This window comes from Streptomyces sp. NPDC059010 (assembly GCF_042740355.1).
Classification (GTDB): Bacteria; Actinomycetota; Actinomycetes; order Streptomycetales; family Streptomycetaceae; genus Streptomyces.
The window spans coordinates 53,695-76,936 of record NZ_JBHYJA010000003.1 but is presented as its reverse complement, the minus strand read 5'-3'; the positions used below and the strand labels follow the sequence as shown (position 1 = coordinate 76,936).

At 71.0% G+C, this 23,242-nt stretch carries 21 protein-coding genes and 1 pseudogene; 12 read left to right on the top strand and 10 right to left on the bottom strand.

The genetic code is table 11. The annotated features are described in order from the left end of the window. Positions 1-189: 189 nt before the first annotated feature. Positions 190-1,797 carry an MFS transporter gene (locus tag ACFWYS_RS04135; RefSeq protein ID WP_384763001.1) on the bottom strand — a complete coding sequence of 536 codons (1,608 nt, stop codon included), beginning with the start codon at positions 1,795-1,797 and terminating at the stop codon, positions 190-192. A 179-nt stretch (positions 1,798-1,976) separates the two neighbouring features. Here ACFWYS_RS04135 and ACFWYS_RS04130 point away from each other — a divergent pair, with 179 nt between their 5' ends. After that, positions 1,977-2,612, top strand: coding sequence for a TetR/AcrR family transcriptional regulator (locus ACFWYS_RS04130; RefSeq protein WP_384762998.1), 636 nt, complete (start codon positions 1,977-1,979; stop codon positions 2,610-2,612). A 10-nt stretch (positions 2,613-2,622) separates the two neighbouring features. Then, positions 2,623-3,438 (top strand): DUF2993 domain-containing protein, encoded by an 816-nt coding sequence (locus ACFWYS_RS04125; RefSeq protein WP_384762995.1) that lies wholly within the window; start codon positions 2,623-2,625, stop codon positions 3,436-3,438. A 140-nt stretch (positions 3,439-3,578) separates the two neighbouring features. Here ACFWYS_RS04125 and ACFWYS_RS04120 read toward each other — a convergent pair whose 3' ends face one another. The 4 genes from ACFWYS_RS04120 to ACFWYS_RS04105 all read right to left on the bottom strand — a co-directional run bounded on the left by ACFWYS_RS04120 (position 3,579) and on the right by ACFWYS_RS04105 (position 7,810). Next, the gene (locus ACFWYS_RS04120) at positions 3,579-4,217 is read right to left on the bottom strand and encodes a TetR family transcriptional regulator (RefSeq protein ID WP_384762992.1); all 639 of its coding nucleotides are present in this window, start codon (positions 4,215-4,217) and stop codon (positions 3,579-3,581) included. A gap of 125 nt (positions 4,218-4,342) precedes the next feature. Beyond that, entirely contained in the window at positions 4,343-5,350 is a 1,008-nt protein-coding gene (locus tag ACFWYS_RS04115; RefSeq protein WP_384762989.1) for a VOC family protein, read from the bottom strand. Then, positions 5,347-6,210 carry an alpha/beta fold hydrolase gene (locus ACFWYS_RS04110; RefSeq protein ID WP_384762986.1) on the bottom strand — a complete coding sequence of 288 codons (864 nt, stop codon included), beginning with the start codon at positions 6,208-6,210 and terminating at the stop codon, positions 5,347-5,349. The genes ACFWYS_RS04115 and ACFWYS_RS04110 overlap by 4 nt, the downstream gene beginning before the upstream one ends. 10 nt (positions 6,211-6,220) lie before the next feature. Then, entirely contained in the window at positions 6,221-7,810 is a 1,590-nt protein-coding gene (locus ACFWYS_RS04105) for a bifunctional 3-(3-hydroxy-phenyl)propionate/3-hydroxycinnamic acid hydroxylase (RefSeq protein WP_384762983.1), read from the bottom strand. 134 nt (positions 7,811-7,944) lie between these two features. Here ACFWYS_RS04105 and ACFWYS_RS04100 point away from each other — a divergent pair, with 134 nt between their 5' ends. The 3 genes from ACFWYS_RS04100 (at position 7,945) to ACFWYS_RS04090 (ending at position 10,668) form a co-directional block, all read left to right on the top strand. Beyond that, on the top strand, positions 7,945-8,577 hold the full coding sequence (locus ACFWYS_RS04100) for a TetR/AcrR family transcriptional regulator (RefSeq protein ID WP_384762981.1): 633 nt from the start codon (positions 7,945-7,947) through the stop codon (positions 8,575-8,577). Further along, positions 8,574-9,362, top strand: a complete 789-nt coding sequence (locus ACFWYS_RS04095) for a 2-keto-4-pentenoate hydratase (protein ID WP_384762978.1) — start codon at positions 8,574-8,576, stop codon at positions 9,360-9,362. The genes ACFWYS_RS04100 and ACFWYS_RS04095 overlap by 4 nt, the downstream gene beginning before the upstream one ends. Before the next feature lie 181 nt (positions 9,363-9,543). Then, positions 9,544-10,668 carry an amidohydrolase family protein gene (locus tag ACFWYS_RS04090; RefSeq protein WP_384762975.1) on the top strand — a complete coding sequence of 375 codons (1,125 nt, stop codon included), beginning with the start codon at positions 9,544-9,546 and terminating at the stop codon, positions 10,666-10,668. 205 nt (positions 10,669-10,873) lie between these two features. On the opposite strand, the gene ACFWYS_RS04085 is transcribed toward ACFWYS_RS04090, so the two are convergent. After that, positions 10,874-11,341 carry a winged helix-turn-helix transcriptional regulator gene (locus tag ACFWYS_RS04085; RefSeq protein WP_384762972.1) on the bottom strand — a complete coding sequence of 156 codons (468 nt, stop codon included), beginning with the start codon at positions 11,339-11,341 and terminating at the stop codon, positions 10,874-10,876. A 92-nt stretch (positions 11,342-11,433) separates the two neighbouring features. Here ACFWYS_RS04085 and ACFWYS_RS04080 point away from each other — a divergent pair, with 92 nt between their 5' ends. Together ACFWYS_RS04080 and ACFWYS_RS04075 are read left to right on the top strand one after the other, a co-directional pair. Beyond that, on the top strand, positions 11,434-11,934 hold the full coding sequence (locus tag ACFWYS_RS04080; RefSeq protein WP_384762969.1) for a PaaI family thioesterase: 501 nt from the start codon (positions 11,434-11,436) through the stop codon (positions 11,932-11,934). After that, positions 11,861-12,091 (top strand): annotated as a pseudogene (locus ACFWYS_RS04075) (hypothetical protein); the annotation flags it as partial. The gene ACFWYS_RS04080 and the pseudogene ACFWYS_RS04075, both read left to right, overlap by 74 nt. Positions 12,092-12,341: 250 nt before the next feature. On the opposite strand, the gene ACFWYS_RS04070 reads toward ACFWYS_RS04075, so the two are convergent. Together ACFWYS_RS04070 and ACFWYS_RS04065 are read right to left on the bottom strand one after the other, a co-directional pair. Beyond that, a complete protein-coding gene (locus ACFWYS_RS04070) occupies positions 12,342-12,482 on the bottom strand; it encodes a hypothetical protein (protein WP_384763441.1) in 141 nt (46 codons plus the stop codon). 51 nt (positions 12,483-12,533) lie between these two features. Beyond that, positions 12,534-12,815, bottom strand: a complete 282-nt coding sequence (locus ACFWYS_RS04065; protein ID WP_384762966.1) for an SHOCT domain-containing protein — start codon at positions 12,813-12,815, stop codon at positions 12,534-12,536. A 205-nt stretch (positions 12,816-13,020) separates the two neighbouring features. Here ACFWYS_RS04065 and ACFWYS_RS04060 point away from each other — a divergent pair, with 205 nt between their 5' ends. From ACFWYS_RS04060 to ACFWYS_RS04040, 5 genes are all read left to right on the top strand, one after another. Then, positions 13,021-15,816: a heavy metal translocating P-type ATPase gene (locus ACFWYS_RS04060; protein ID WP_384762964.1), complete on the top strand. Its 2,796-nt coding sequence runs from the start codon at positions 13,021-13,023 to the stop codon at positions 15,814-15,816. After that, positions 15,813-16,145, top strand: a complete 333-nt coding sequence (locus tag ACFWYS_RS04055; protein WP_384762961.1) for a metal-sensitive transcriptional regulator — start codon at positions 15,813-15,815, stop codon at positions 16,143-16,145. Before ACFWYS_RS04060 ends, ACFWYS_RS04055 begins: the two co-directional genes overlap by 4 nt. Before the next feature lie 154 nt (positions 16,146-16,299). Beyond that, a complete protein-coding gene (locus ACFWYS_RS04050; protein WP_384762958.1) occupies positions 16,300-16,743 on the top strand; it encodes a hypothetical protein in 444 nt (147 codons plus the stop codon). Between the two features lie 94 nt (positions 16,744-16,837). Then, complete coding sequence (locus ACFWYS_RS04045) at positions 16,838-18,412, top strand: multicopper oxidase family protein (RefSeq protein ID WP_384762955.1); 1,575 nt, start codon at positions 16,838-16,840, stop codon at positions 18,410-18,412. Positions 18,413-18,599: 187 nt separating this feature from the next. Beyond that, positions 18,600-19,136 (top strand): DUF4396 domain-containing protein, encoded by a 537-nt coding sequence (locus ACFWYS_RS04040; protein ID WP_384762952.1) that lies wholly within the window; start codon positions 18,600-18,602, stop codon positions 19,134-19,136. A gap of 121 nt (positions 19,137-19,257) precedes the next feature. Here the strand turns inward: ACFWYS_RS04040 and ACFWYS_RS04035 are convergent, their stop codons facing one another. Further along, positions 19,258-20,586, bottom strand: a complete 1,329-nt coding sequence (locus tag ACFWYS_RS04035; protein ID WP_384762949.1) for a class I SAM-dependent RNA methyltransferase — start codon at positions 20,584-20,586, stop codon at positions 19,258-19,260. A gap of 111 nt (positions 20,587-20,697) precedes the next feature. Beyond that, positions 20,698-22,749, bottom strand: coding sequence for an APC family permease (locus ACFWYS_RS04030; protein WP_384762946.1), 2,052 nt, complete (start codon positions 22,747-22,749; stop codon positions 20,698-20,700). Positions 22,750-23,242: the final 493 nt, after the last annotated feature.

The following is a 23,242-nucleotide window of genomic DNA, read 5'->3' as shown; positions in this document are numbered from 1 at the left end:
GGCCCGGGCGCCCCCGCCCCCCCGGGGGTGCCCCAAACCCCCCCCCGCGGGGCCCGCCGGGGGGCGGCCCCGCTGGGGGGGGGGGCGGGCGGCCCCCCCCGGCCCCCCCCCCGGGCCGTGCGCCGCTCCGGCACGGCCGTTTCGAGGAGCCGTGCCTGAGCGGCGCACGGCCATCTCGGGGTGGCCGCGTCAGGCGGCGTCCACCCGCTCCCCCTCCGGCTCCGCCGCTTCGGCCTGGGCGGTCTTGCCCGCACGCCCGCGACCGGGCAGCACCGCGAGGACGATCGCCGTCCCGGCGGCCATGATGATCCCGCCGATGAGGCTGGTCTGCGCGACGGAGTGGGCGAACGCCTCGTGCACCGCGTCGACCAGGGCCTGCGCCTGCTGGGGCGTGGCGCCGGGGGTCCTGGCGACCTGCTCGGCGACCGCGAGGCCGCCGCCGACCGAGTCCTTGGCGGTCTCCAGCGCGGCGTGCGGGAGCTGCGCGCCGGCCAGTTCCGTCAGCTTGTCGCGGTAGGCGGTGCCCAGCAGGGAGCCGAGGATCGCGATGCCGAGGGCACCGCCCAGCTCCAGCGCGGTGTCGTTGGCACCGCCGCCGACGCCCAGTTCGGACTCGGGGAAGGAGCCCATGATGGTGTCCGTGGCCGGTGACACGCTCAGGCCGATCGCGAGGCCCAGCATCAGCAGCGGCGCCAGGAAGTCGGTGTACGTCGAGCCCGACTCGATCCGCGTGAGCAGGAAGACGCCCGCCGTGCCGATCGCCATACCCGCGCCGACCATGACCTTCACACCCAGCTTCGGGGTCAGCCGTCCGGTGGCCGCGGCGCCGACGAACACGGCACCGGCCAGCGGCAGCAGACGTACGCCGGTCTCCAGGGCGTCGTATCCGAGGACGAACTGCAGGAACTGGGTGGCGTAGTAGAGGGCGCCGAAGGTGCCGAAGAAGAAGAACAGCACCGCCAGCATCGAGCCGCTGAACGACCGCTGGGCGAACTTGCGGACGTCCAGCATGGGGTGCGGGTGGCGCAACTCCCAGGCGACGAAGGCCGGCAGGCCCACGCCCGCGACGACGGCCGCGGTGATCGGGCCGGTGCCCCAGCCGAAGTGCGGGCCCTCGATGGCCGCGTAGACCAGGGAGCCGACCGAGACGATCGACAGCAGGCCGCCGACGTAGTCGATCCGGCCCATGCCCTCAGCCCTGGACGGCGGCACCAGGGCCAGCGCGCCGATCACGGCGGCCACGGCGATCGGGACGTTGATCAGGAACGTCGAGCCCCAGGCATGGTCCTCCAGGAGCCAGCCGGCGACCAGCGGGCCGACCGCGATGGCGAGGCCGGAGGTGGCGGTCCAGGCCGTGATGGCCTTGGCGCGCTCGGCCTTCGGGAAGATCGCGACCAGCAGGGACAGTGTGGCCGGCATGACGACCGCGGCACCGACGCCCATGATCGCGCGAGCCGTGATGACCAGTCCGGTCTCGTCGACCAGGCTGCCCATCACCGAGCCGCCCGCGAAGACCACCAGACCGGTGATCAGGGCGCCGCGGCGACTGTACTTGTCGCCGATCGAGCCCAGCACCAGCATCAGCGCCGCGTACGGAACGGTGTAGCCGTCGATGACCCACTGGAGGTCACTGCTGCTCAGCCCCAGGTCCTTCGTCATGTCCGGGGCGGCCACGATCAGCGACGTGTTCGCCATGACGACGATCAGCAGGCTCAGGCAGAGCACGATCAGGGCCCACCAGCGCCGGGCGTAGGGCCCGGTCATCTTCTCTACGGGTGTGGTGGCGAGGAAAGGCATCACAGCTCCAGGGGACAGCTAATTGCACATCGATGAGCAGACTAGTTTATTGCTCGCCGGTGTGCAAATATCGGAGCGCCCGATCCACCTCGTCCCCCCTCCCCCCTCGCACTCACCCTTCCTCGCACTCACCCCCTTCCTCGCAATCGCCCTTCCTTCGCCGTACCGGAGGCACCGAAGTGACCAGCCGACCAGCGCCGCGAGCACCTCGCCGCCCCGGCCCGCGGTCGACCCGGCTCCGCATCCTGGAAGCGGCCCGGCGGGAACTGGGCCGCGACCCCGACAGCAGCCTGGCCGACATCGCCGAGGCCGCCGGGGTGGCCCGGAGAACCGTGTACGTGCATTTCGCCGGCCGTGCCGCACTCGTCGAGGGCCTCGCCGCGGACGCCGCGGAGGCCATCCGTCTCGCGCTGGCCGTCGACGACTCCCCGCCCGCCGACGCCATGACCGCGCTGGCCCGCTTCGTCCTGACCCTGTGGCCGGTCGGCGACCGCTACCGCGTGCTCATCGGCCTCGCCCGCCACGAACTGAGCCCGGAACGGATCACCGCACTGCTCACCCCGGCCCGCGGCACGGTCGCGGGGATCCTCGCCCGTGGCCAGCGCGAGGGCACCTTCCACACCTGCATCCCTGCGGGCCCACTCGGCAGAGCCCTGGAAGCACACCTGCTCGCGCTGCTCGACAACGTCAACGCCGGCACCTGGGCCGACGACGGCACAGCAGCCGCCACCGCCGCCCTGATCACCGCGGGCGTCGACGCCGACACCGCGGCGTCCGCGGTCCGCCGCCTGCACGGCACCCACTCCACCCACTGAAGGAGGACCCATGCACCAGCCCGAGTCCGCGTACGGCGAGAACGGCAACGGCGTCACAGATCAGTCGTACGAGCCCTGCGAACCGTACGAGCCCCGTCCTCACCGTCGGTTTCGCCGGCCCGCGGTCGTCGCGGCCGCCGCCGTGCTCATCCTCGTCGTCGCCCCCGTCGCGGCCGACCGTTTCGCGGCCTCACGGGTCGAGTCGGACACCGCCAAGGCGTTCCAGGAGGGCATGGGTACTCCCCTGCCACCCGAGGTCCACGTCCGCGGCTTCCCCGTGCTGACCCAGCTGGCCTCCGACAGTCTGGGGCACGTGGACATCACCGCGCACGACATACCGGCCCGGGGCACGACGCGCCCGCTGCCGGTGTCCGAGCTCGACCTCCGGCTGAACGGGCTGACGAAGTCCGACGACGACAGCGAGGCGAAGGCGCGCAGCGCGAAGGCCACCGCTCTTCTGTCCTACACCGACATCTCGGACACCCTCGGCCTGGAGTTCTCCCAGGGCAGCGACCCCGGTCAGGTCGGCGCACGGATCCCGATGCCCTTCGGCGACACGGTCGCCGTCAGGGCGACCGTGTCGGCCGCCTCCGGCAACCGCATCGCCTTCAAGGACTTCGAGGTCACCGGCGGTCTGCTGCCCCACGCCGGGCAGAGGGTGCTCGACAAGGTCTTCGCCGAGCCGATCCAGCTCCAGAACATCCCCGACGGCCTGACCCTGCGCTCGGTCACCACCACCGCCGACGGGCTCACCGCCCGATTCTCCGGCGAGTCGGTCACCTTCCGCCCCGACGACGTCTCGTCCGACGACTCGACGCGGGACTAGTCGTCCTACCGGAGTGCCTGACGGCCCGGTGCAGACCGTCAGTCGGTGGCGACGTGACGGTGCTCCCCGCCTCGACCTCGCTCCCCGCTGCGGGAGTGCTCGGCGTCACCACGGCGTCGGACGCCTGCCCGGAGAACGGCTCAGCCGTCGGCGGCGGCCGTCGTGGTGACGACCGTGTCGACCACGACCCGGGCGCGCTTCTCCGGCACCCCGGCCGCGATCAGCGTGGCGACGGCCACCCGGGTCCCGTCGTCCTCCAGCGCCCCGGTGTTGACCTCCTCCAGCAGGGCGATGGTCATCGCCTCCAGGCCGGCACTGAGCACCCCGGACGGCAGGTGGTCATGAAAGACACCGTCCCGCTGCCCTCGGTCCAGGATGGCGGCGACCTTCTCCCGGGCGGGCGCCAGGATCTCGGTGACGCGTTCCGCGCCCAGATCGTGCCGGGCCAGCGCGAGGAGCATGCGGTAGCGGTCACCGACGGGCCAGATCGACAGCACGAAGTGCGCGAGTGCCTGGTCAGCCGTCTCCGACGGCTCCGCCGCCTCCGCCACCGCGCCCCGGAGCGCCTCCGCCGCCTCCTCGGCCAGCGCCTCCAACAGCGCCGCGCGCCCGGGGAAGTGACCGAACAGGGTCCGCCGTACGACACCGGAGGCACGCGCCAGCTCTTCCAGGGTGATGTCGGGGTTCCGCCCCAGTTCCCGGCGTGCCGTGGCCAGGATGCGCGCCCGATTGGAGCGGGAGTTGCGTCGCTGCGGCTCGCGGGCGACAGGCTTGGTCACGGCACTACCTCGGTGGATCACGTCGGAGAACGGCTGGACAGCGCGCTCGGCCCGCCCATTCTGGCATGTGGTCTCTCGCCTGGTCCGAGGTCGCGCACGAGGCGTCCGGTCACCGGCATCGCTGCTCAATCGTCGGGGAAGCCGGCGCCGCTCAGTGCGGGAACCGTGATTTCCGGGCGGGCCAGGGAACGTGCCCCGAAGCGGAACTGGTCGAGCTTGTCGATGATCGTCTGGCCGACGGGCTTGTGGCCCCAGATGCTGATGCCCCGGTGGGTGCTGGGCTCCCAGGTGCTCTCGTCGATGACGAGGGGGTTCCAGCCGACCTCCCACTCGAAGCCGGAAGGCGTGCGGGCGTAGTAGGAGAGTTCCTTGTCGTTGGTATGTCGGCCCACCGACAGGGCCATGTCGAAGCCGAGTTCGTGGACCCGGTCGTAGCTTTGCGCCAGGTCGTCCAGGGACGCGGCCTGGATGTTGAGGTGCTGGACACGGGTGCGGATCGGGTTGATCGGCAGGCCCTGGACGGCGGCGATGGCGACGGAGTGGTGGCGTTCGTCGACCCGCAGGAAGCGGATCTTGAGCTTGACGCCGCTGATGGTCTCGTCGATGCAGTCGGTGAGGCGGGCGTCGAAGACCGTGTTGTAGTAGCCCCGCAGCAGGGTGGGCTTGGCGGTGGTGATCGCGACATGGCCCATGCCCGAGTCGCCGGTCACCCAGCCGGAGGAGAGCATCTTCAGCGGCTCGGACGAGGTCGATGGAGTGGTGTAGATCTCCTGCACGATGCCCTTCGGGCCGGGGAACCGCAGGAGACGTTCCACGCCGCGCAGGGCGGCCTCCTCGTCGGAGCCCCGCACCACGGGGACGCCATGGGCCCGGATACGGGCCTCGATCCGCTCGAAGGAGCCGTGGTCGTCGATGTGCCAGCCGAGCGCCGTGACGTCCTCCGCGGGACCCCGCCGGATCAGGAAACGGCACTCCTGATCGTCCAGCCGGAACCGCATCGCATCAGGCGAGACGTCGTCGTGGTGCATACCGATGGCGTCGGTGCCGAAGCGGCGCCAGTCGGCGAAGCGGTCGGACTCGATGACCATGTAGCCGAGGTGGACGGCCCCGAAGACGGAAGCGGTGCTGTTCATCGACGGCCCGCCAGGAAGTCGGCGCACAGCCGGTTGAAGAGTTCGGCGCGCTCCCACTGCACCCAGTGGCCGGTGTTGGCGACCTCGTACAGGTCGCAGTTGGGCATGCGCTCGGCCAGCATCCGGCCGCCGGAGGGGCGGTTGACCTTGTCCGACGCTCCCCACAGCACGAGGGTGGGCACGGCGAGACGGCTCAGGCGCCTGTCGCGCGTGAAGTCCATCTTCCAGACGGTGCGCAGGTCCTTGGGGCGCCGGAGCGGCGGGCTGGCGATCACCTCGGGGTCGATACTCGCCTCGTAGCGGGCGTCGATGACCGAGTCCGGTACCCGGGCGGCGTTGAAGACCAGGTGGTTCCGGATGAACTTCTCCAGCTTGAGCCGCGAGGGCCCGTCCCCGCCGTAGTAGTTGAGCAGGCTGTTCAGGCCGGGCGTGGGCAGCGCACGGGTGGTGCCGATGCCACCGGGGCCCATCAGGACCATACGGTCGACCCGCTCGGGCGTGTCCAGGGCGAGCCGTAGGGCGCAGGCACCGCCGTAGGAGTTGCCGACGAAGTGCGCCTTGGCCAGGCCGAGTCGGTCCAGAACGCCGCGGATGCCGGAGGCCAGCGCGCCGAACGGGTCGGTGGGGTCGACGCCCTTGCCGCTGCGGCCGTAGCCGGGCAGGTCGGGGACGACGACCCGGTACTCCTTCGCCAACTCGGCGATGTTCCGGGAGTAGTTGGAGACACCGGAGGCGCCGGGGCCGCCGCCGTGCAGCAGCAGGACGGGCGCTCCCTCCCCCGTCTCCGCGACGAAGATCTTCCTGCCGCCGACGTCGAGCAGGCGCTCCCGCATCTCGGGCAGCTCGGTGTGCGAGGTCATGGGGTGGTCCTCACTTCGCGATCAGTCGGGATGCCGGGGCGAACCCGGCGGGCGGCAGCGGGAGTCGGGAGCCGGCGGGCGCGGCGGCGTAGACGTACGCGTCGGGGCGCAGGGCGACGGTGGTCGCGCGGTGCCCGGTCAGCCAGGGCAGCAGCACGCCGTCACTGTCGACGACCGCGCCCTCGGCGGGCTTGGAGCCCACCGGCAGGACGGCCAGCGACTCGACGCCCAGGCGCTCCCAGCCCGGCTGCGGGGTGGGCGGTCCGAGGTGCAGCAGCAGCCAGCGGCCGCCCAGCACGTCGTCCAGGCGCACCCGTTCACCGTCCGCGCCGGTCACCCACGGCTGGGGTACCTGATGCCCGGTCGCCTTGGCGCGGGGGCGGGCCTGCAGACCCTCGGCGTAGTGGGCGACAGGGATCCAGTTGGAGTCCTGCAGCCAGTCGCTGAAGCCGCCCACCCGGTTCAGCACCGGCATCACGGCGTCGCGGACCCGGGTGACGGCGCGCCGCCGCTCGGTGATGACCCGCCCGACGAAGACGGCCCGCTTGGTGACCTCCTTGACGTGCGGCTTGCGTTCGGCCTCGTAGGAGTCGAGCACCGACTCGGGCAACTCGCCCAGCAGCACGGCGTTCAGCTTCCAGCACAGGTTGGCCACGTCGCGCACCCCGGCGGCCATGCCCTGCCCGATCCACGGCGGCATCGCGTGCGCGGCGTCACCGGCGAGGAAGACCCTGCCCACCCGGAAGCGGGCGGCGAAGCGGACATGGTGGCTGTAGACGGTGGCCCGCAGGATCTTGATCTGGTCCCGGCCGATCCCGTACTTCGCCACCATCGAGTAGATCGCTTCATCGGTGACCAGGTACGTCTCGTCGTCGCCCGGCAGGATCGGGAACTCCCAGCGGTGGTGACCGAGCGGTGTCGGGCAGTCGACCGCCGGGCGGGCCGGGTCGCAGCGGAAGCGCAACCGGTCGTGGTCCGGCCACGGTTCGAGCATCTCGGTGTCGATGACGACCCAGCGGTCCTCGTACGTCCGTCCCTCGTACCCCACGTTCAGCTGTGCCCGCGTGAGGCTGGAGCCGCCGTCGGCCGCGATGACGTACTTCGCGCGCAGCCGCCGTACCGAGTCATCGGCATCCACCACGGTCAGCTCGGCGCCCTCGGCGTCCTGGCGCAGGCGCAGGCACTCGTGCCGCAGCAGGATCTCCACGTTCGGGTAGCGGTCGACGCCGTCGCGCAGGACCTGTTCCAGGGCCGGCTGGTAGATGAACATCTGCGGCGGATGACCGTGCCCCCGGGGAACGGGGTGCGCGCTCACGAAGGTGCGGCCGCGCGCATTGACGAAATCCAGCGGCCGGTCGGCCAGCATGTCCTGCTTCAGCCGGTCGGCCAGGCCGATCCGCTGCCAGATCCGGACGACCTCCTCGTCCGTGGAGATCGCCCGGGCCCGGGAGAAGACCTCCGCGTCACGCTCGATCACCACGGTCCTGAGGCCCATCGACCCCAGCAGGTTCGCGGCGGTCACGCCCGTGGGGCCGTAACCGATCACCGCCACGTCGTAGGAGCCGTCCGTGGCTCCGTCCTGGGCGCTGATTTCACTCATCAGGCCACCTCACTGTGTCCCTCACTGTGCCCCTGTCGGCTCTTGATGTAGCGATTACTCCAATTGGAATGACCGATACGGTAAGCTCCGCTCCGGAGGCGGTCAAGCGCCGGTACGACAGGAGGGCGGATCGCATGACCAGGCCACGTACGGCGCGGCAGAAGCGCGCCAACGGGGTGGAGTCGCGGCAGCGGATCCTCGACGCCGCCGTCGAGATCGCGGGCGAGCGCGGATACGAGGGCACGTCCATCGCGGCGGTCAGCGCCAAGTGCGGACTGCCGGCCAGCTCGATCTACTGGCACTTCAAGGACAAGGACGACCTGATCGCCGCGGTCATCGAGCGCAGCTTCGAGACCTGGCTCGCGGCCGTCGAACTGCCCGGGGACGAGGCCGGCACACCGCTGGAGCGGGTCACCGCCATGGCCGCCAACGTCGCGAAATCCCTGATCGACGCCCCCGACTTCCTGCGCCTGGGCCTGATGCTCGCCCTGGAGCGACGTCCCACCGAGCCGCGCGGCCGCAGCGTCTTCCTGAAGGTCCGCGACATCGCCGGACAGAAGGTGACCGAGATGGTCCAGACCCTGTTCCCGAGTCTGGACGAGGCGACCGTGCGCACGCTCACCACCTATGCCGTGGCGGGCGCCGACGGTCTCTTCGTGCACCGGGAGATCCACGGCGACGCCGTCGACCTGGTGGCCATGTTCGAGTTGCACGCACGGTTCGTCTTCGATGCGGCGAACCGCTTCACGGAAAAGGGCGGACGGTGACCCTGACCGCCGCGGAGCGAGCCGCCGCCGCGCGCATGCTGCGCCGGGCCGAGCATCATGGGACACCCGTCGGGCCGCCGTCGGAGCTGCTGCCGGGCCTCGACCTGGCCGATGCCTACGCGATCCAGCGGACCACCATCGCACTGCGCCTCAAGGACGGGGCGAGTGTCGTCGGGCACAAGGTCGGGCTCACCTCGCCCGCGATGCAGCAGCTGCTCGGCGTGGACGAGCCCGACTTCGGGCATCTGCTGGACGACATGGTCCACCGCGACGGCAGCACCCTCCTCGCCGCCCGCTACTGTGCCCCGCGCATCGAACCGGAGATCTGCTTCCGCCTCGCCCGGCCGCTCAGCGGCCCGGACATCACCGTCGCGGACGTTCTCGCGGCCACCGAGGCGGTCGCGCCGGCCCTGGAGATCGTCGACAGCAGGATCCGTGACTGGCGGATCACTCTCGTCGACACGGTCGCCGACAACGCCGGCTCCGCCGGTCTGGTCCGCGGCCCGTGGACCCCGCTCGCCGACGTGCCCGATCTCGCCGCCGTCGACGTCGATCTCGTCATCGACGGCGAGCGCGTCGCCCACGGCCACGGAGGTGAGGTGCTGGGGCACCCCGCCGCCGCGGTCGCCTGGCTCGCCAACACCCTCGCCGCCTTCGGCACCGGCCTGGAGCGTGGCCAGATGGTGCTGCCCGGCGCCATGACCACCGCACCCTTCGTCAGCGCCGGCCAGCGGGTCGAGGCACGCTTCGGCGTCCTCGGGCCCGTGTCCGTGACCTTCGCCTGAGCCGCCGGAGGCGACGTCACTCACACCCCGCACCGCTCCTCGTCGCACCGAGCACGCCGCCGCGCCCTACGGCGGCCACCGCCGTAGCGTCCTCGCCGAGACCGGCCGACAGCCGGGACCGCATGGAAGCCGCACGGCATCCACGTCGCCCCGCTTCGCCCCCCACCCAGGAAGCCGCCCCATGCCCTCCGTCCCGCACCGCATCGACGTCCACCAGCACATCGTTCCCGCCTTCTACCGCGACCTCCTCGCCCGACAGGGCATCGCCGAGGCCGGCGGCCGGGCGCTGCCGGACTGGAGTCCCGAATCGGCTCTGGAGCTGATGGATCTCCTGGGCACGGCCACGGCGATCGTGTCCGTGTCCACGCCGGGCGCCGGTTTCCTCGACGATCAGGCCGAGGCCGCCCGTCTGGCCCGGCGGCTCAACGACTTCTCCGCCGATCTGGCCGCCGGTCACGCGGGCCGGTTCGGCTGGTTCGCCACCCTGCCCATGCCGGACGTCACCGCCTCCGCCACCGAGGCCCTGCGGGCGCTGACCGAACTGGGCGCCGACGGAGTCACCTTGCTGGCGAACAACCGGGGCACCTACCTGGGCGCGGAGGGTCAGGACCCGCTGTGGCAGATCCTGGACGAGCACGCGGCCGTGGTGTTCGTGCACCCCGCCGACCTTCCGGCGCCGCCGGTGGAGGGCATCCCGCCGTTCGCCGCGGACTTCCTGCTCGACACCACGCGGGCCGCCTACCTCCTCGTACGCAACGGCATCCCGCGCCGCTACCCGAACGTCCGGTTCATCCTCAGCCATGCCGGCGGCTTCGTCCCCTACGCCTCGCACCGGATGGCCGTCGCGATCGCCGCCGACACCGGGCGCAGCCCGCTGGACGTCCTGCACGACTTCCGCGGCTTCTACTTCGACACCGCCCTGTCCTCCAGCCCCGCCGCCCTGCCCACCCTGCTGGCCTTCGCCCGCCCCGGACACGTCCTGTTCGGCAGCGACTGGCCCTTCGCCCCCACCCCCGCCGGCCAGTACTTCGCCAACGGCCTCGACACCCATCTCGCCCCCGGGCCGCTCAAGGCCGTCAACCGCACCAACGCCGAGTCCCTCTTCACCCGCTTCGAAGGCACTCCGGCACCGCTCCGGACCCGGATGCGTCTACGGCAGTCCGCACAGCGGGCCGCCGCGCGCCTCGTCTTCAAGCTCGTACAGCCGGGTACCGAACCACAGGGAGGAGTACGCCCGCACGCCGAACCTGGTAGGCGAGGGACGAATCGACGCCGACGCCTTCGTCACGGACGAGGTGAGTCCTGAGGGCGTGGCCGGTGCATTCGACGCGCCGCACGGGCCCAACGCACCAGTGAAGATTCTTGTACGCCCTTGAGGCGCACGCCCGTACAGCCGGGCTCGACGCGCGCGGCGAGCAGCGACGCCGTTCGCGGCCGACGCGCACTTCGCGATCGTACGAAGTCGTCGGCAGCGCCGATCGGACCGAGAACCCACCCCTGCGCGGGGAGCCTCACGCCCGTCGGCGTGCGCCGGGGCCCGGCCGGGCGGTGACCTCCCTGGGGGTCAGGGCGACGTGCTCCTCGCCGCACGCGACGACGGCCCGGACCGGCGCCCCGCACTCCGTGTGCCGCATGTCCATGACCGGGCCTTCGGGATCCGCCGCGTACGTGTCGCCCCACTGCCGCAGCGCGACGAGCACGGGCCACAGGTCCCACCCCTTGCGGGTCAGCCGGTACTCGTTGCGGGACCGGCTGCCCGGTTCCCGGTAGGCGACGGTGGTCAGGATGCCGGCCGCGGTCAGCTTCCGCAGCCGGTCGCTCAGTACCGCCTCCGACAGTCCGATGTGCCGCCGGAAGTCATCGAACCGGCGGACGCCGCAGGCGACGTCCCGCACGATCAGCAGTGTCCACTTCTCCCCCACCAGATCGAGCGTGCGCTGGACGGGGCAGTTCTCCGTGCTGACCTCAAGCCACTCCATGCCTCCATGCTAGGTGCTGGCTTCACCTTTGACAGTCAGAGGTACGACGGGCTAGCTTCAATCATCGAAGTCAGCTGAGAGGATGCCGAGTCATGGGACGGTCACGCACCTACGAGTGGGACGACCCCTCGATCACCGCCGCCGCCGTGGGGCGCGCCTCGGGCCTGGAGTTCCTGCGCGAGGTGCAGGCGGGGAAGCTGCCCGCGGCGCCCATCGCGGCGACCCTCGACTTCACCCTCGACGAGGTGGACGAGGGCCGGGCGGTCTTCTCGATCACGCCGGGCGAGGAGCACTACAACCCCATCGGCAGCGTGCACGGCGGCGTCTACGCCACCCTGCTCGACTCGGCGGCGGGATGCGCCGTGCAGTCCACGCTCCCGCCGGGCATGGGCTACACCTCGCTCGACCTGACCGTGAAGTTCCTCAAGCGGATCACCGCGGACACGGGCCGGGTCCGGGCCATCGGCACGATCATCAGCCGAGGCCGCCAGACCGCACTCGCCGAGGCCAAGCTGGTGGATGAGAACGACCGCCTGCTGGCCCACGCCACCAGCAGCTGCATGCTGTTCCCGGTGCCCACGTCCACGACCTGAGCGGCAGACACGGGCTCGGCGCCCGCCGGACGACCTCACGTGTGCGTCCGGTGCCGTCGGCGCGGGCCCCGTACTTCCCTTGCCGGTGCCCGACCCTGTTGGCCCGGTTTCCCCCGGCGACATCGGGCACGGGTTCTTCGCCGCCGCTACGGAGTTCGCCGTCGCTCCGGAGGGGCGCGCACCTCTCACGCTTGCCGAACTGCAATTCCTGCGGATCCAGGACAGGGCCGAGCCGTGCCCGCACCATCAGGTCATGGGCGCGGATGCGGCACTTCGCCGTGTCCCGCGCCGATCGGCGCAGCATCCTTCGTACGGCGCGGGAGTCACCACGGCCGGCGCCCACAACAACCAGGACGTCTCCTTCGCGCAGGAGATGATCCCGCACCACCGGGCACGGGCGCGGGCGGTCAGAGCCGACCGGGCCCGGTGTGGTGGTCGTGCTTGTGCAGCGGGTTTTCGTCCCGGTCTTCTCGGTCGCGGTGTTGGTCACGGCCGTGTATGTCCTGGCCGTGCATGCCGCGCATCATGAAGAACATCATCAGCGTCATCACGGGCCTCCCTCAGCGGAGAGCTGTGTCCCGCAATCAGGCAGCCCGGTCTCAGGTTTTGGTGAGGGGGCCGGCGTGCAGCGCGGCCAGGCGGCGCCGGTACTCCTCCTCGTCGATCTCTCCGCGCGCCAGCCGCTCGCGAAGGATGTCCTCGGGCGTGGGCGTGGGCGCGGCCGGAGTGTGGGGGTGGGGGTGAGGGTGTTCCTGGGGGCTGTTGAGGGCGCGGATGAGCAGCACGACGGCTGTGATGATCAGCGCCCAGAACAGGATCATGCCGGCCGACATCGCGAACCAGCCCCACCCACTGACGTCGTGGTCGTACCAGAACATCATCGCCACTCACCTGCTTCGGCTGTCGGCGACCGGGGGCCGGACGGGCACCCCGGGGTCTTCCTGTTCCTTCACCTGCATCGTCCCTCTGCCCGGTGCGGCGGTCTGGGGCCGGACGGTGCAGGCCCGGTGGGTCGTTCCGCCCCTACCCGGCACGGGTACCCGGGCGCAGGCTGGGGAGTGACCCGCCAAGGGAGGCGAGAGGCCCATGGGTGCTGGCGATGTCGTCGTGGTCCTGGCCTCGGCCGTGCTGGCCGGGGCGCTGGGCTGGTACTTCTTCGGGCCGCGCAGGGCCGGTGCCGCGCGGCTGGAAGGCGGCGTGCAGCGGGTGGAGGTCACGGTGCGGGGCGGTTACAGCCCCGACCTGATCAAGGTGCGCCAGGGCATGCCGGTGGAGTTGGTCTTCGACCGGCAGGAGGCCGGGGAGTGCACTTCCCGGGTGGTCTTCCCCGATCTGAAGGTCGGTGCGGGCCTGCCCGCCCACACCCGTACGACCGTACGGCTGAGCCCGGACCGGCCGGGCTCTTTCGGCTTCGCCTGCGGCATGAACATGATCCACGGGACGCTGCTGGTCGAACCCGCGGAAGGGGGCGCACCACCCGGCTCCGACGGCGCCGGCACCACGGTCGCGCCTCCTTCTGCGGTCGGCGGGCCACCCTCGGCAGGTTCGGCAGGTTCGGCAGGTTCGGCAGGTGGGGAACGGTCGGCAGGTGAGGAGCGGTCGGCCGCGGAGTCGGAGGCCGCGGACGCCGCCGAGCGGCAGGCGGAGATCAAGGACCTCACCCGCAGGGTGCTGCTGGGCGCGGTGCTGACCGCCCCGGTGCTGTTCGTCGTGATGGCGCACGAACTGTTCGGCGCGGACTGGGTGCCCGGCTGGATGCTGAACCACTGGCTGCAGCTGGCGCTGATCACGCCGGTGATGTTCTACACCGGGTGGCCGATCCATGTGACGGGCTGGCTGATCCTGCGCCACCGGGCCGCCGACATGAACTCCCTGATCACCCTCGGCACTTCGGCCGCCTACGGCTACAGCCTGCTGGTCACCCTGGCCCCCGGCCTGCTGCCGGAGGACGTGCGGGAGGTCTACTTCGAGGCCGTCGGCGTCATCCTGACCCTGATCCTTCTCGGACGGCTGCTGGAGGCCCGCGCGAAGGCCGGCACCGGCGAGGCCATTCGGGCCCTGCTCGGCCTCCAGGCCCGCACCGCACGGGTCGTGCGCGACGGCGTCGAGTCCGAGATCCCCGTCGAGGACGTGATGGTCGGAGACGAGATCGGCATCCGGCCCGGCGAGAAGATCCCGGTCGACGCCGAGGTCATCTCCGGATCCTCCGCCGTGGACGAGTCGATGGTCACCGGTGAGCCGATGCCGGTCACCAAGCACGCCGGGGACACGGTCATCGGCGCCACCGTCAACGGCACCGGGTCCCTGCGGGTACGGGCTGCCAAGGTCGGCGCGGACACGATGCTCGCCCAGATCGTCCGGCTTGTGCAGCAGGCACAGGCATCCAAGGCCCCCATCCAGCGGCTCGCCGACGCCGTATCGGCGTACTTCGTACCGGCGGTCATCGCCATAGCGATCGGCACGTTCGCCATCTGGTTCACCGTCGGGCCGTCGCCCGCCTTCACCCTGGCGCTGGTCTCCGCGGTGGCGGTGCTGATCATCGCCTGCCCGTGCGCACTCGGACTCGCCACGCCGCTGTCGGTGATGGTCGGCACGGGCAAGGGAGCCCAGGCCGGCATCCTGATCCGCTCCGCCGAAGCCCTGGAGACCGCGCACAAGCTGGACACCGTAGTCCTGGACAAGACCGGCACCGTCACCGCGGGCAAACCCGTCCTGACGGACGTCCACACCGTCGGCGGATTCGACGAGACGGCGCTGCTGCGGCTGGTCGCGGGGGCCGAGGCCGACAGTGAGCACCCGCTCGCGCAGGCCATCGTCACCGGCGTACGCGAGCGTGGGCTTCACCCGCCGACGGCGACCGGCTTCGACTCGGTCACCGGCAAGGGCGTCCAGGCCACCGTCGACGGGCACGCGGTCCTGGTCGGCACCGCCAGGCTGCTGGGCGGCATCGGTATCGACACCTCCGCGCTGACCCCGGTGGCGGCCACCCTCTCCGCCGAGGGCAAGACGCCCGTGCTCGCGGCCGTCGACGGACGTCCCGCAGGTGTGCTTGCCGTCGCCGACACCGTCAAAGACGACTCCGCCGCCGCCATCGCCGCCCTCAAGCACCTCGGGGTCGAGGTCGTCATCATCACCGGCGACAACGCCCGCACCGCCGCGGCGATCGCCGCCCAGGTGGGCGTCGACCGGGTGCTCGCCGAGGTGCTGCCCGAGCACAAGGCCGACGAGATCCGCCGCCTGCAGGCCGAGGGCCGCACCGTCGGCATGGTCGGCGACGGCATCAACGACGCCCCCGCCCTGGCCGCCGCCGACGTCGGCATGGCCATCGGCACCGGCACCGACGTGGCCATCGAGGCCGCCGACATCACCCTGATCTCCGGCTCCCTGGGAGGCGTGGTCACCGCGATCCGCCTGTCGCGGGCCACCATGCGCAACATCCGGCAGAACCTGTTCTTCGCCCTGGTCTACAACGCGGTCGGCGTCCCGCTCGCCGCAGGCGCCCTGTATCCGCTGTGGGGCCTGCGGCTCAGCCCGATCATCGCCGCCGCGGCCATGGCGCTCAGCTCGCTCTCGGTGGTCACCAACGCCTCCCGGCTGCGCCGCTGGCACACCCGGCCGCTGCCCGAGGCCCAGCCCACCGGCGTCCGGCCCCATGTCGAGTCCGCCGCCGACCGCACCCCGGACAACACCGCGGCCACCACAGTCACGGACCCCGTGTGCGGCATGCAGGTCGACAGGACCACCGCCGCAGAACAGCGGCAGACCGAGCACGGCACGTACTACTTCTGCTCCGCCCACTGCGCCGCCACGTTCGACGGCGACCCGGACCGCTGTACGGCCCCCACGTCCGGCGGAATGCACCGGGAAGGTGAACTCCGATGACCAGCGCTCCAGCCACCCCACGCCACGCTCACGGGCAGCACGCACGGACACCCGGTTACGCCGACCACAAAGCCGACCACCTGGCCCGCCTGAACAAGATCGAAGGCCAGATACGCGGCATCTCCCGCATGGTCAGCGACGACCGGTACTGCATCGACGTCCTCACCCAGATCAGCGCCGCCGGCCGTGCCTTGCAGGAAGTCGCCCTCGGTCTCCTCGACGACCACGTCCGCGGCTGCGTCACCGACGCCGCCCGCAGCGACCCCACCCGGGCAGAGGAGAAGTTCGCGGAGTTCAGCGACACTTTGCGCCGCGCACTGCGGCTGTAGCCCCGTCGCGGCGGGTGTCCGCCCTCCCACTTCGGTCGCCGGATAGCCAGATTACCCCCACGGGGTATATTGACGGGCGACGACCGTTTCAGCTCAAGCACGAATGGAAGCCATGCCGGCAGCCGCTCACCGAGGAGGCACCACTCACGGTGCCGTGCTCCGGTGGACACGCGCTGCCGTCATCACGCTGGTGGCGGCGCTTGCCGTGCTCGTCCACCACGAAACGGCCGCCGCCCTCACCCACGTGCCACCCGCCCGGGCTTCCGGGCCGAGCAGCGTCGCGGGCATGCACAACGGCGTAGCGGGCACGCACAACACGGACGCACCGGCGACGCTCGTCCACACGGGCGGGCACTCCATGCCGCCGGGCGTCACCGACCCGACCACGGCCCACGAAGGGGACGGGGCATGCCCGGGTTCCTTGATGCAGCACTGCTCCGCCGCCGGCGTGGACAGCATGAAGCTCCCGCCTCCCCACCAGCCCTCCACCGGCTCGGCTTCGGCCCTCCCTCCCGGAGCAGCCGTAGGCCGTGACGTCCCGGGCACCGCGGGCAGGGCCCCACCCGATCTCTCGGTCCTCTCTCGATTGCTGCTGTAGGCCGCGGCGCTCGCGGCTGCGCGCACCCACGTGTGCGCTCAGCCGTGTCCGCACGCGCACCGAACAGAAGCGATATCGAGAAGAGGACACCCCTGTGAAGAGCATGAACCGCCGCTCCGCCCTGCTGGCCGGACTCGGCGTCGCGGGCGCGGGCGCGCTTGCCGCCTGCAGCGGCTCCAGCAGTACGCCTGCCCTGATCGGCCCCTCCGGGTCGGCCGTCGCCGCCGCCGACAAGAAGCGCACCAGGACCGGCAAGACGCACGAACTGACCGTGACCGCCAGCCGGGCCATGGTCGACCTGGGCGCCGGCATCACAGCCAGGACCTGGGCCTTCAGCGGCCGACTGCCGGGCAGGGAAGTACGCGTCTCGGCCGGTGACACGCTCGCCGCCACGCTGTCCAACCAGCTGCCGAACCGGGCCACCACCTCCATCCACTGGCACGGCATCGCCCTGCGCAACGACATGGACGGCGTGCCACCGGCCACCCAGAGTGCCGTCCGGGCAGGACGCAACTTCACCTACCGGTTCACCGCGGACACACCCGGCACCTACTTCCTCCACCCGCACGTCGGCGCCCAGCTCGACCGGGGCCTGTACGCACCGCTGATCGTCGAGGACCCCCGGGAGCCGCTGTCGTACGACGAGGAGTGGGTGATCGTCCTCGACGACTGGCTCGACGGCGTCACCGGCACACCGGACGAAGCCTTCGCCGAGCTCGGGCATGGCATGGGCGGGATGCACATGGGAGACATGGCCGGCATGGACATGGGCAGCGGCACGGACGCGCCCAGCAGCTCACCGTCCCCGTCCTCCGGCTCGGGCATGTCGATGAAGTTCATGCTGATGGGTGCCCGGAGCCCGCTGCTCGGGGGCGACGCCGGCGACGTGAAGTACCCGCACCACCTGATCAACGGCCGCGTTCCGGCCGACCCGGAGGTCTTCCGCGCCAAACCGGGCAAGCGCGTCCGGCTGCGCCTGATCAACGCCGGCGGCGACACCGCGTACCGCGTCGCTCTCGGCGGCCACCAGCTCACCCTCACCCACTCCGACGGCTTCCCGATCCGGCACCAGCAGGTCGACACCGTGCTGATCGGCATGGGCGAACGCTACGACGCCCTCGTCACCCTGGGCGACGGCGTGTTCCCCCTCGTCGCGCTGGCAGAGGGCAAGAACGCCACCGGTATGGCGCTGGTCCGCACCGGCTCGGGCGACCCGCCGAACCCGACGACGCGCCCCAGGGAACTGGACGGAAAGATCACGACCGCTTCGCAGCTGCGCGCGGCGGACGACGTCCGGCTGGCGTCGAAGAAGGCGGATCAGGTCCACCGTACCGAGCTGACCGGCGGCATGATGACCTACAACTGGGCCGTCAACGGCAAGCGGTTCGACATGAACAACCCGACCGCGAACCCGATCACGGTCGAGGAAGGCCAGCGGGTGCGGCTGGACTTCGTCAACACCACCACCATGTGGCACCCGATGCACCTGCACGGCCACACCTACCAGCTCGGCAGCGACGGCCCACGCAAGGACACCGCGATCGTCCTTCCGAAGAGGACGTCGTCCGTGTTCTTCGACGCGGACAACCCGGGGCAGTGGATGCTGCACTGCCACAACGCCTACCACGGCGAAGCCGGAATGATGGCGTTGGTGGGCTACCAGGGCTGATCCCACCAGACCGCCGGCGCCCGGGTCCGGTCCGCTTCCCCGGGCGCCCCGGTTGCGCCCCCTCGCACGAACTCCCATCTGACTGGATCACCCTTTGCCACATACCCCCTAGGGGTATAGGTTTGGGATCGTGGGCCCTACGCCGGGGTCACACTGGACCGGGGACCGGGGACAGGGGATGAAGGTCATGGACCACAGCGCTCATCACACCGACACCACGCACACACCCATCGACCACGAGGGCCACGGCCACGCGGCACACCACGCCACTCACCAGGGCACTCACCGCGGGGCGTCCTGGTCGACGGCGGCGAAGGCGACGCTGCACTGCCTGACCGGCTGCGCCATCGGCGAGATCCTCGGCATGGCCATCGGCACCGCACTGCTGTGGGGCAACGTCCCCACCATGGTGCTGGCGATCGCGCTGGCGTTCCTGTTCGGCTACTCGTTCACGCTGTTCGCGGTCCTCCGGGCCGGCCTGGACCTCAAGTCCGCGATCAAGGTCGCGCTGGCCGCCGACACGGTCTCGATCGCCGTGATGGAACTCGTCGACAACGCCATCGTCGCGCTCACCCCCGGCGCGATGGACGCCCAACTGTCGGACGGGCTGTTCTGGGCGGCGCTGCTGGGCGGGTTCGCGGTCGCCTTCCTGATCACCACCCCGGTCAACAAGTGGATGATCGGCCGCGGCAAGGGCCACGCCGTCGCACACGCCCACCATTGAGGCACCGGACGGACCACGCGAGCTCGGGCACCCTGCGAACAGAGGCGCCCGAGCGCCTACGCGGGCTGACCGACCGGGCTACCCCCACACCGTACACATTGCGCACGCACGAAACCGCAGGTCAGGAGCCCTTACCCACCGGCTCAAGAATCGCCACGCACTCCACATGATGAGTCATCGGAAACAAATCAAACGCCCGCAACATCCGCACCCGATACCCCCCATCCCGGAAGTACCCCAGATCCCGAGCCAACGCCGCCGGATCGCAAGCCACGTACGCGATCCTCCGTGCCCCCAGCGACGCGAGGTGCGCCACCGTGTTCCGGCCGGCCCCGGCCCGTGGCGGGTCCAGGACGATGAGGTCGACCTCGGTGATCCCCGTGCGCGGCAGGACCGACTCGACCTTGCCCTGCTCGATGCGGACCCGGTCGAAGTCGGCCAGGTTGTGCCGGGCGTCCTCGACCGCGCGCTTGCCGGACTCGATGCCGAGGACCGCGCCCTTGTCGCCGAGGCGGTCGGCGAGGGCGCCGGCGAAGAGGCCGACGCCGCAGTACAGGTCGAGCGCCATCTCGCCCTTGCGCGGCAGCAGGCCCTGCATGACGGCCGTCACCAGGGTGTCCGCGGCCATCGGGTGGACCTGCCAGAAGCCGCCGCTGCCGACGCGGTAGGTGCGGCCGTCCGCGCGTTCGCGGACGAAGGGGCGGCCGTGGACGCGGTGCGTACCGCCGTCCTTCTCGCCGACCCGCATCACCGAGACCGGGCGGTCCAGTTCGACGATCGGCAGCCTCGCACCCGGCCGAGGCGTCAGGATCACCTGGCGGTCCTGGGACCCCGTCGCCGCGATCGCCTCCACCGACGCCATGCCGGTCCAGTCCCGCTTCTCGATGCCCAGCTCGCTGACACCCTCCGCGGCGATCATGCAGTGGTCGACCGGCTCCACGTCGTGCGAGCGGTGCCGGCGCAGTCCGGCATGGCCGTCGGCGTCGACGGCGTACTGCACGCGCGTGCGCCACTGCGGCACCTGCCCGGCCGGCAGCTTGTCGCCCTCGGCCGGCATCACCGTGCCGTCCCAGCCGACGTCCTCCGGCGTCAGTCCCGCGAGCCGCTGCAGCTGCTCGGCGACGACCTCGCCCTTCATCCGGCGCTGCGCCCCCGGCTTGGCGTGCTGCCAGTCGCAGCCCCCGCAGCGGCCGGGCCCGGCGAAGGGGCAGGGCGCCTCGATGCGGTCCTTGGCGGCCGTGAGGATCTCGACCGCGTCCGCGCGCAGGAAGCGGTCGCCCTCCTCGCCCTCGGTCACCCGGGCCACGACCCGCTCGCCGGGCAGCGTGTGCCGGACGAACAGCACCTGGCCGGCGTCGGTGCGGGCGATGCAGTGCCCACCGTGGGCGACGGGGCCGATCTCGACCTCGTACTCCTCCCCCACCAGCGACTTCTTCGGTTCTGCCTGCATGGTGGGGTGACTCCAGATCGAGAAGGGGTACGGCCCTCGACCGACTGACTGAGGGGGGCCTGACAACAGCCCACCAGTCTACGTGCTCCCGAGCCGGGCCCAGGGCCCCCGTCAGCGCTGAGACTCGCTGCTCTCCTTCGCCCGCTCCTGAGCCGGTCCCCGCCGCACCGCACCCGGCGCGTTCCACTCCTGCCGCTTGCGGGCCCGGACCTTCGCCGCCTCGGAGGACTGGAGCTGGTACGGCACCGAGGTCACCATGATGCCCGGCGTGAACAGCAGGCGGCCCTTGAGGCGCAGCGCGCTCTGGTTGTGCAGCAGATGCTCGTACCAGTGGCCGACCACGTACTCGGGAATGATCACCGACACGGCGTCGCGCGGCGACTCCTTGCGCAGGCTCTTCACGTACTCGATGATCGGCCGCGTGATCTCGCGGTACGGCGAGTCGAGCACCTTCAGCGGGACGTCGATCCCGCGCCGCTCCCACTCCTCGCGCAGCGCCTTGGTCTCCGCCGGGTCGACGTTGACGCTGAGCGCCTCCAGGGTGTCCGAGCGCAGCAGCTTGGCGTAGGCCAGGGCGCGCAGCGCGGGACGGTGGATCTTGGAGATCAGGACGACGGAGTGCACCCGGGACGGCCGTACGCTGTCGTCGCTCGGGCCCTCGGGGGCGGCGAGTTCCTCGGAGACGTGGTCGTAGTGGCGGCGGATGGCCGTCATCGTGACGTAGAAGATCACCATGCCGAGCAGGGCGACCCAGGCGCCGTGCGTGAACTTGGTGACGAGGACGACGACCAGGACCAGCCCGGTGAAGAAGGCGCCGAAGGTGTTGATCGCGCGGGAGCGGATCATGTGGCGGCGCTTGGCCTGGTCCGTCTCCGATGCCAGGAGGCGGTTCCAGTGGCGGACCATGCCGGTCTGGCTGAGCGTGAAGGACACGAACACGCCGACGATGTACAGCTGGATCAGCCGGGTGGAGTCGGCGCCGTAGATCCACACCAGGAGGATGGCCGCGCCCGCCAGCAGCACGATGCCGTTGGAGAAGGCGAGCCGGTCGCCGCGGGTGTGCAGCTGGCGCGGCAGATAGCGGTCCTGGGCGAGGATCGAGCCGAGCACCGGGAAGCCGTTGTAGGCGGTGTTGGCCGCGAGGAACAGCACCAGCGCGGTGGCCGCGGCGAGCACGATGAAGAAGAAACTTCCCTTGCCGAAGACCGCTTCGGCCACCTGGGTGATGACCGGGTTCTGGACGTAGTCCACGCCGACCGCCACACCGTTCTGCAGCAGGTCGACGGCCGGGTTCTCGGCCATCCGGACCTTGGTCGCCATGGCGAGCCCGATGATGCCGCAGAACATGGTGACGGCCAGCAGGCCCATCGCGGCGAGCGTGGTCGCGGCGTTCTTCGACTTGGGCTTGCGGAAGGCCGGGACACCGTTGGAGATCGCCTCGACACCGGTGAGCGCGGCACAGCCGGAGGAGAAGGCGCGCAGGAGGAGGAAGACGAGCGCGAACCCGGCGAGCCCCTCGTGTTCGGGCTTGATCTCATACGTCGCCGTGGGCGCCCGCATGGTGTCGTCCAGGACGAACCCGCGGAACGCGCCCCACGCGATCATGATGAAGACGCCCGCGACGAAGACGTACGTCGGGATCGCGAAGAGGCTGCCGGACTCCTTGACGCCGCGCAGGTTCATCAGCGTCAGCAGCACGATCACAGCGACCGCGCACTCCACCTTGTGCTCGACCACGAACGGGATCGCGGAGCCCAGGTTCTCGATGCCGGAGGCGATGGAGACGGCGACCGTCAGGACGTAGTCGACGAGCAGGGCGCTGGCGACCGTCAGGCCGGCCTTGGGGCCGAGGTTGGTGGTGGCCACCTCGTAGTCGCCGCCGCCGCTGGGATAGGCGTGCACGTTCTGCCGGTAGGAGGCGACCACCGTGAACATCAGCACGACGACCGCGGCCGCGATCCAGGGGCTGAAGTGGTATGCCGACACGCCCGCGATGGAGAGGACCAGCAGCACTTCTCCCGGCGCGTATGCCACGGAGGACAGCGGGTCGGAGGCGAAGACGGGCAGCGCGATGCGCTTCGGCAGGAGCGTTTCCGCAAGCCGATCACTGCGCAGTGCGCGCCCGATCAGAATCCGCTTGGGCACGTCGGTCAGTTTGGACACAACAGAGAATCGTAGGCCCCCTGCCTGGTCCGGAGCACATCCGGGTGAAATCGCGAGCGGCGCCGGGGTGAATTCCGTGCCGCTCTCGCGCCGGGCGTCGGGCCGGACGGCGTCCGCGTGCCTCCATGACCTGCGTCGGTACGCTCATCACATCCGGGAGACCTCATGTCGCAGACGACCGCTCAGCTCGTCGGGGCCCTCGTCTCGCTCGCCGGACTCGGCGCCCTGGCACTGGCCAGCCTGCGCAGCTTCACCCGCCGTTGAGGGCCCGGCTCGCAGCGGCGAACAGCACGACCCGACTCCCCGGTCGGTGTGTCGGAGCCGGACGTTACGGTGGACCGAGGCACACGCGAGTCCACGATCCGTACCGCGAGGGATCATCCCCGGCATTCCCCGGCATGATGTTGCCCAGCGGTCCGCGACCGGCCCGCGCCTGCTGCCCGGCGAACCGAGAGAAGGTTATGAGCACCACGTTCACGCAAGTCAGACGCCT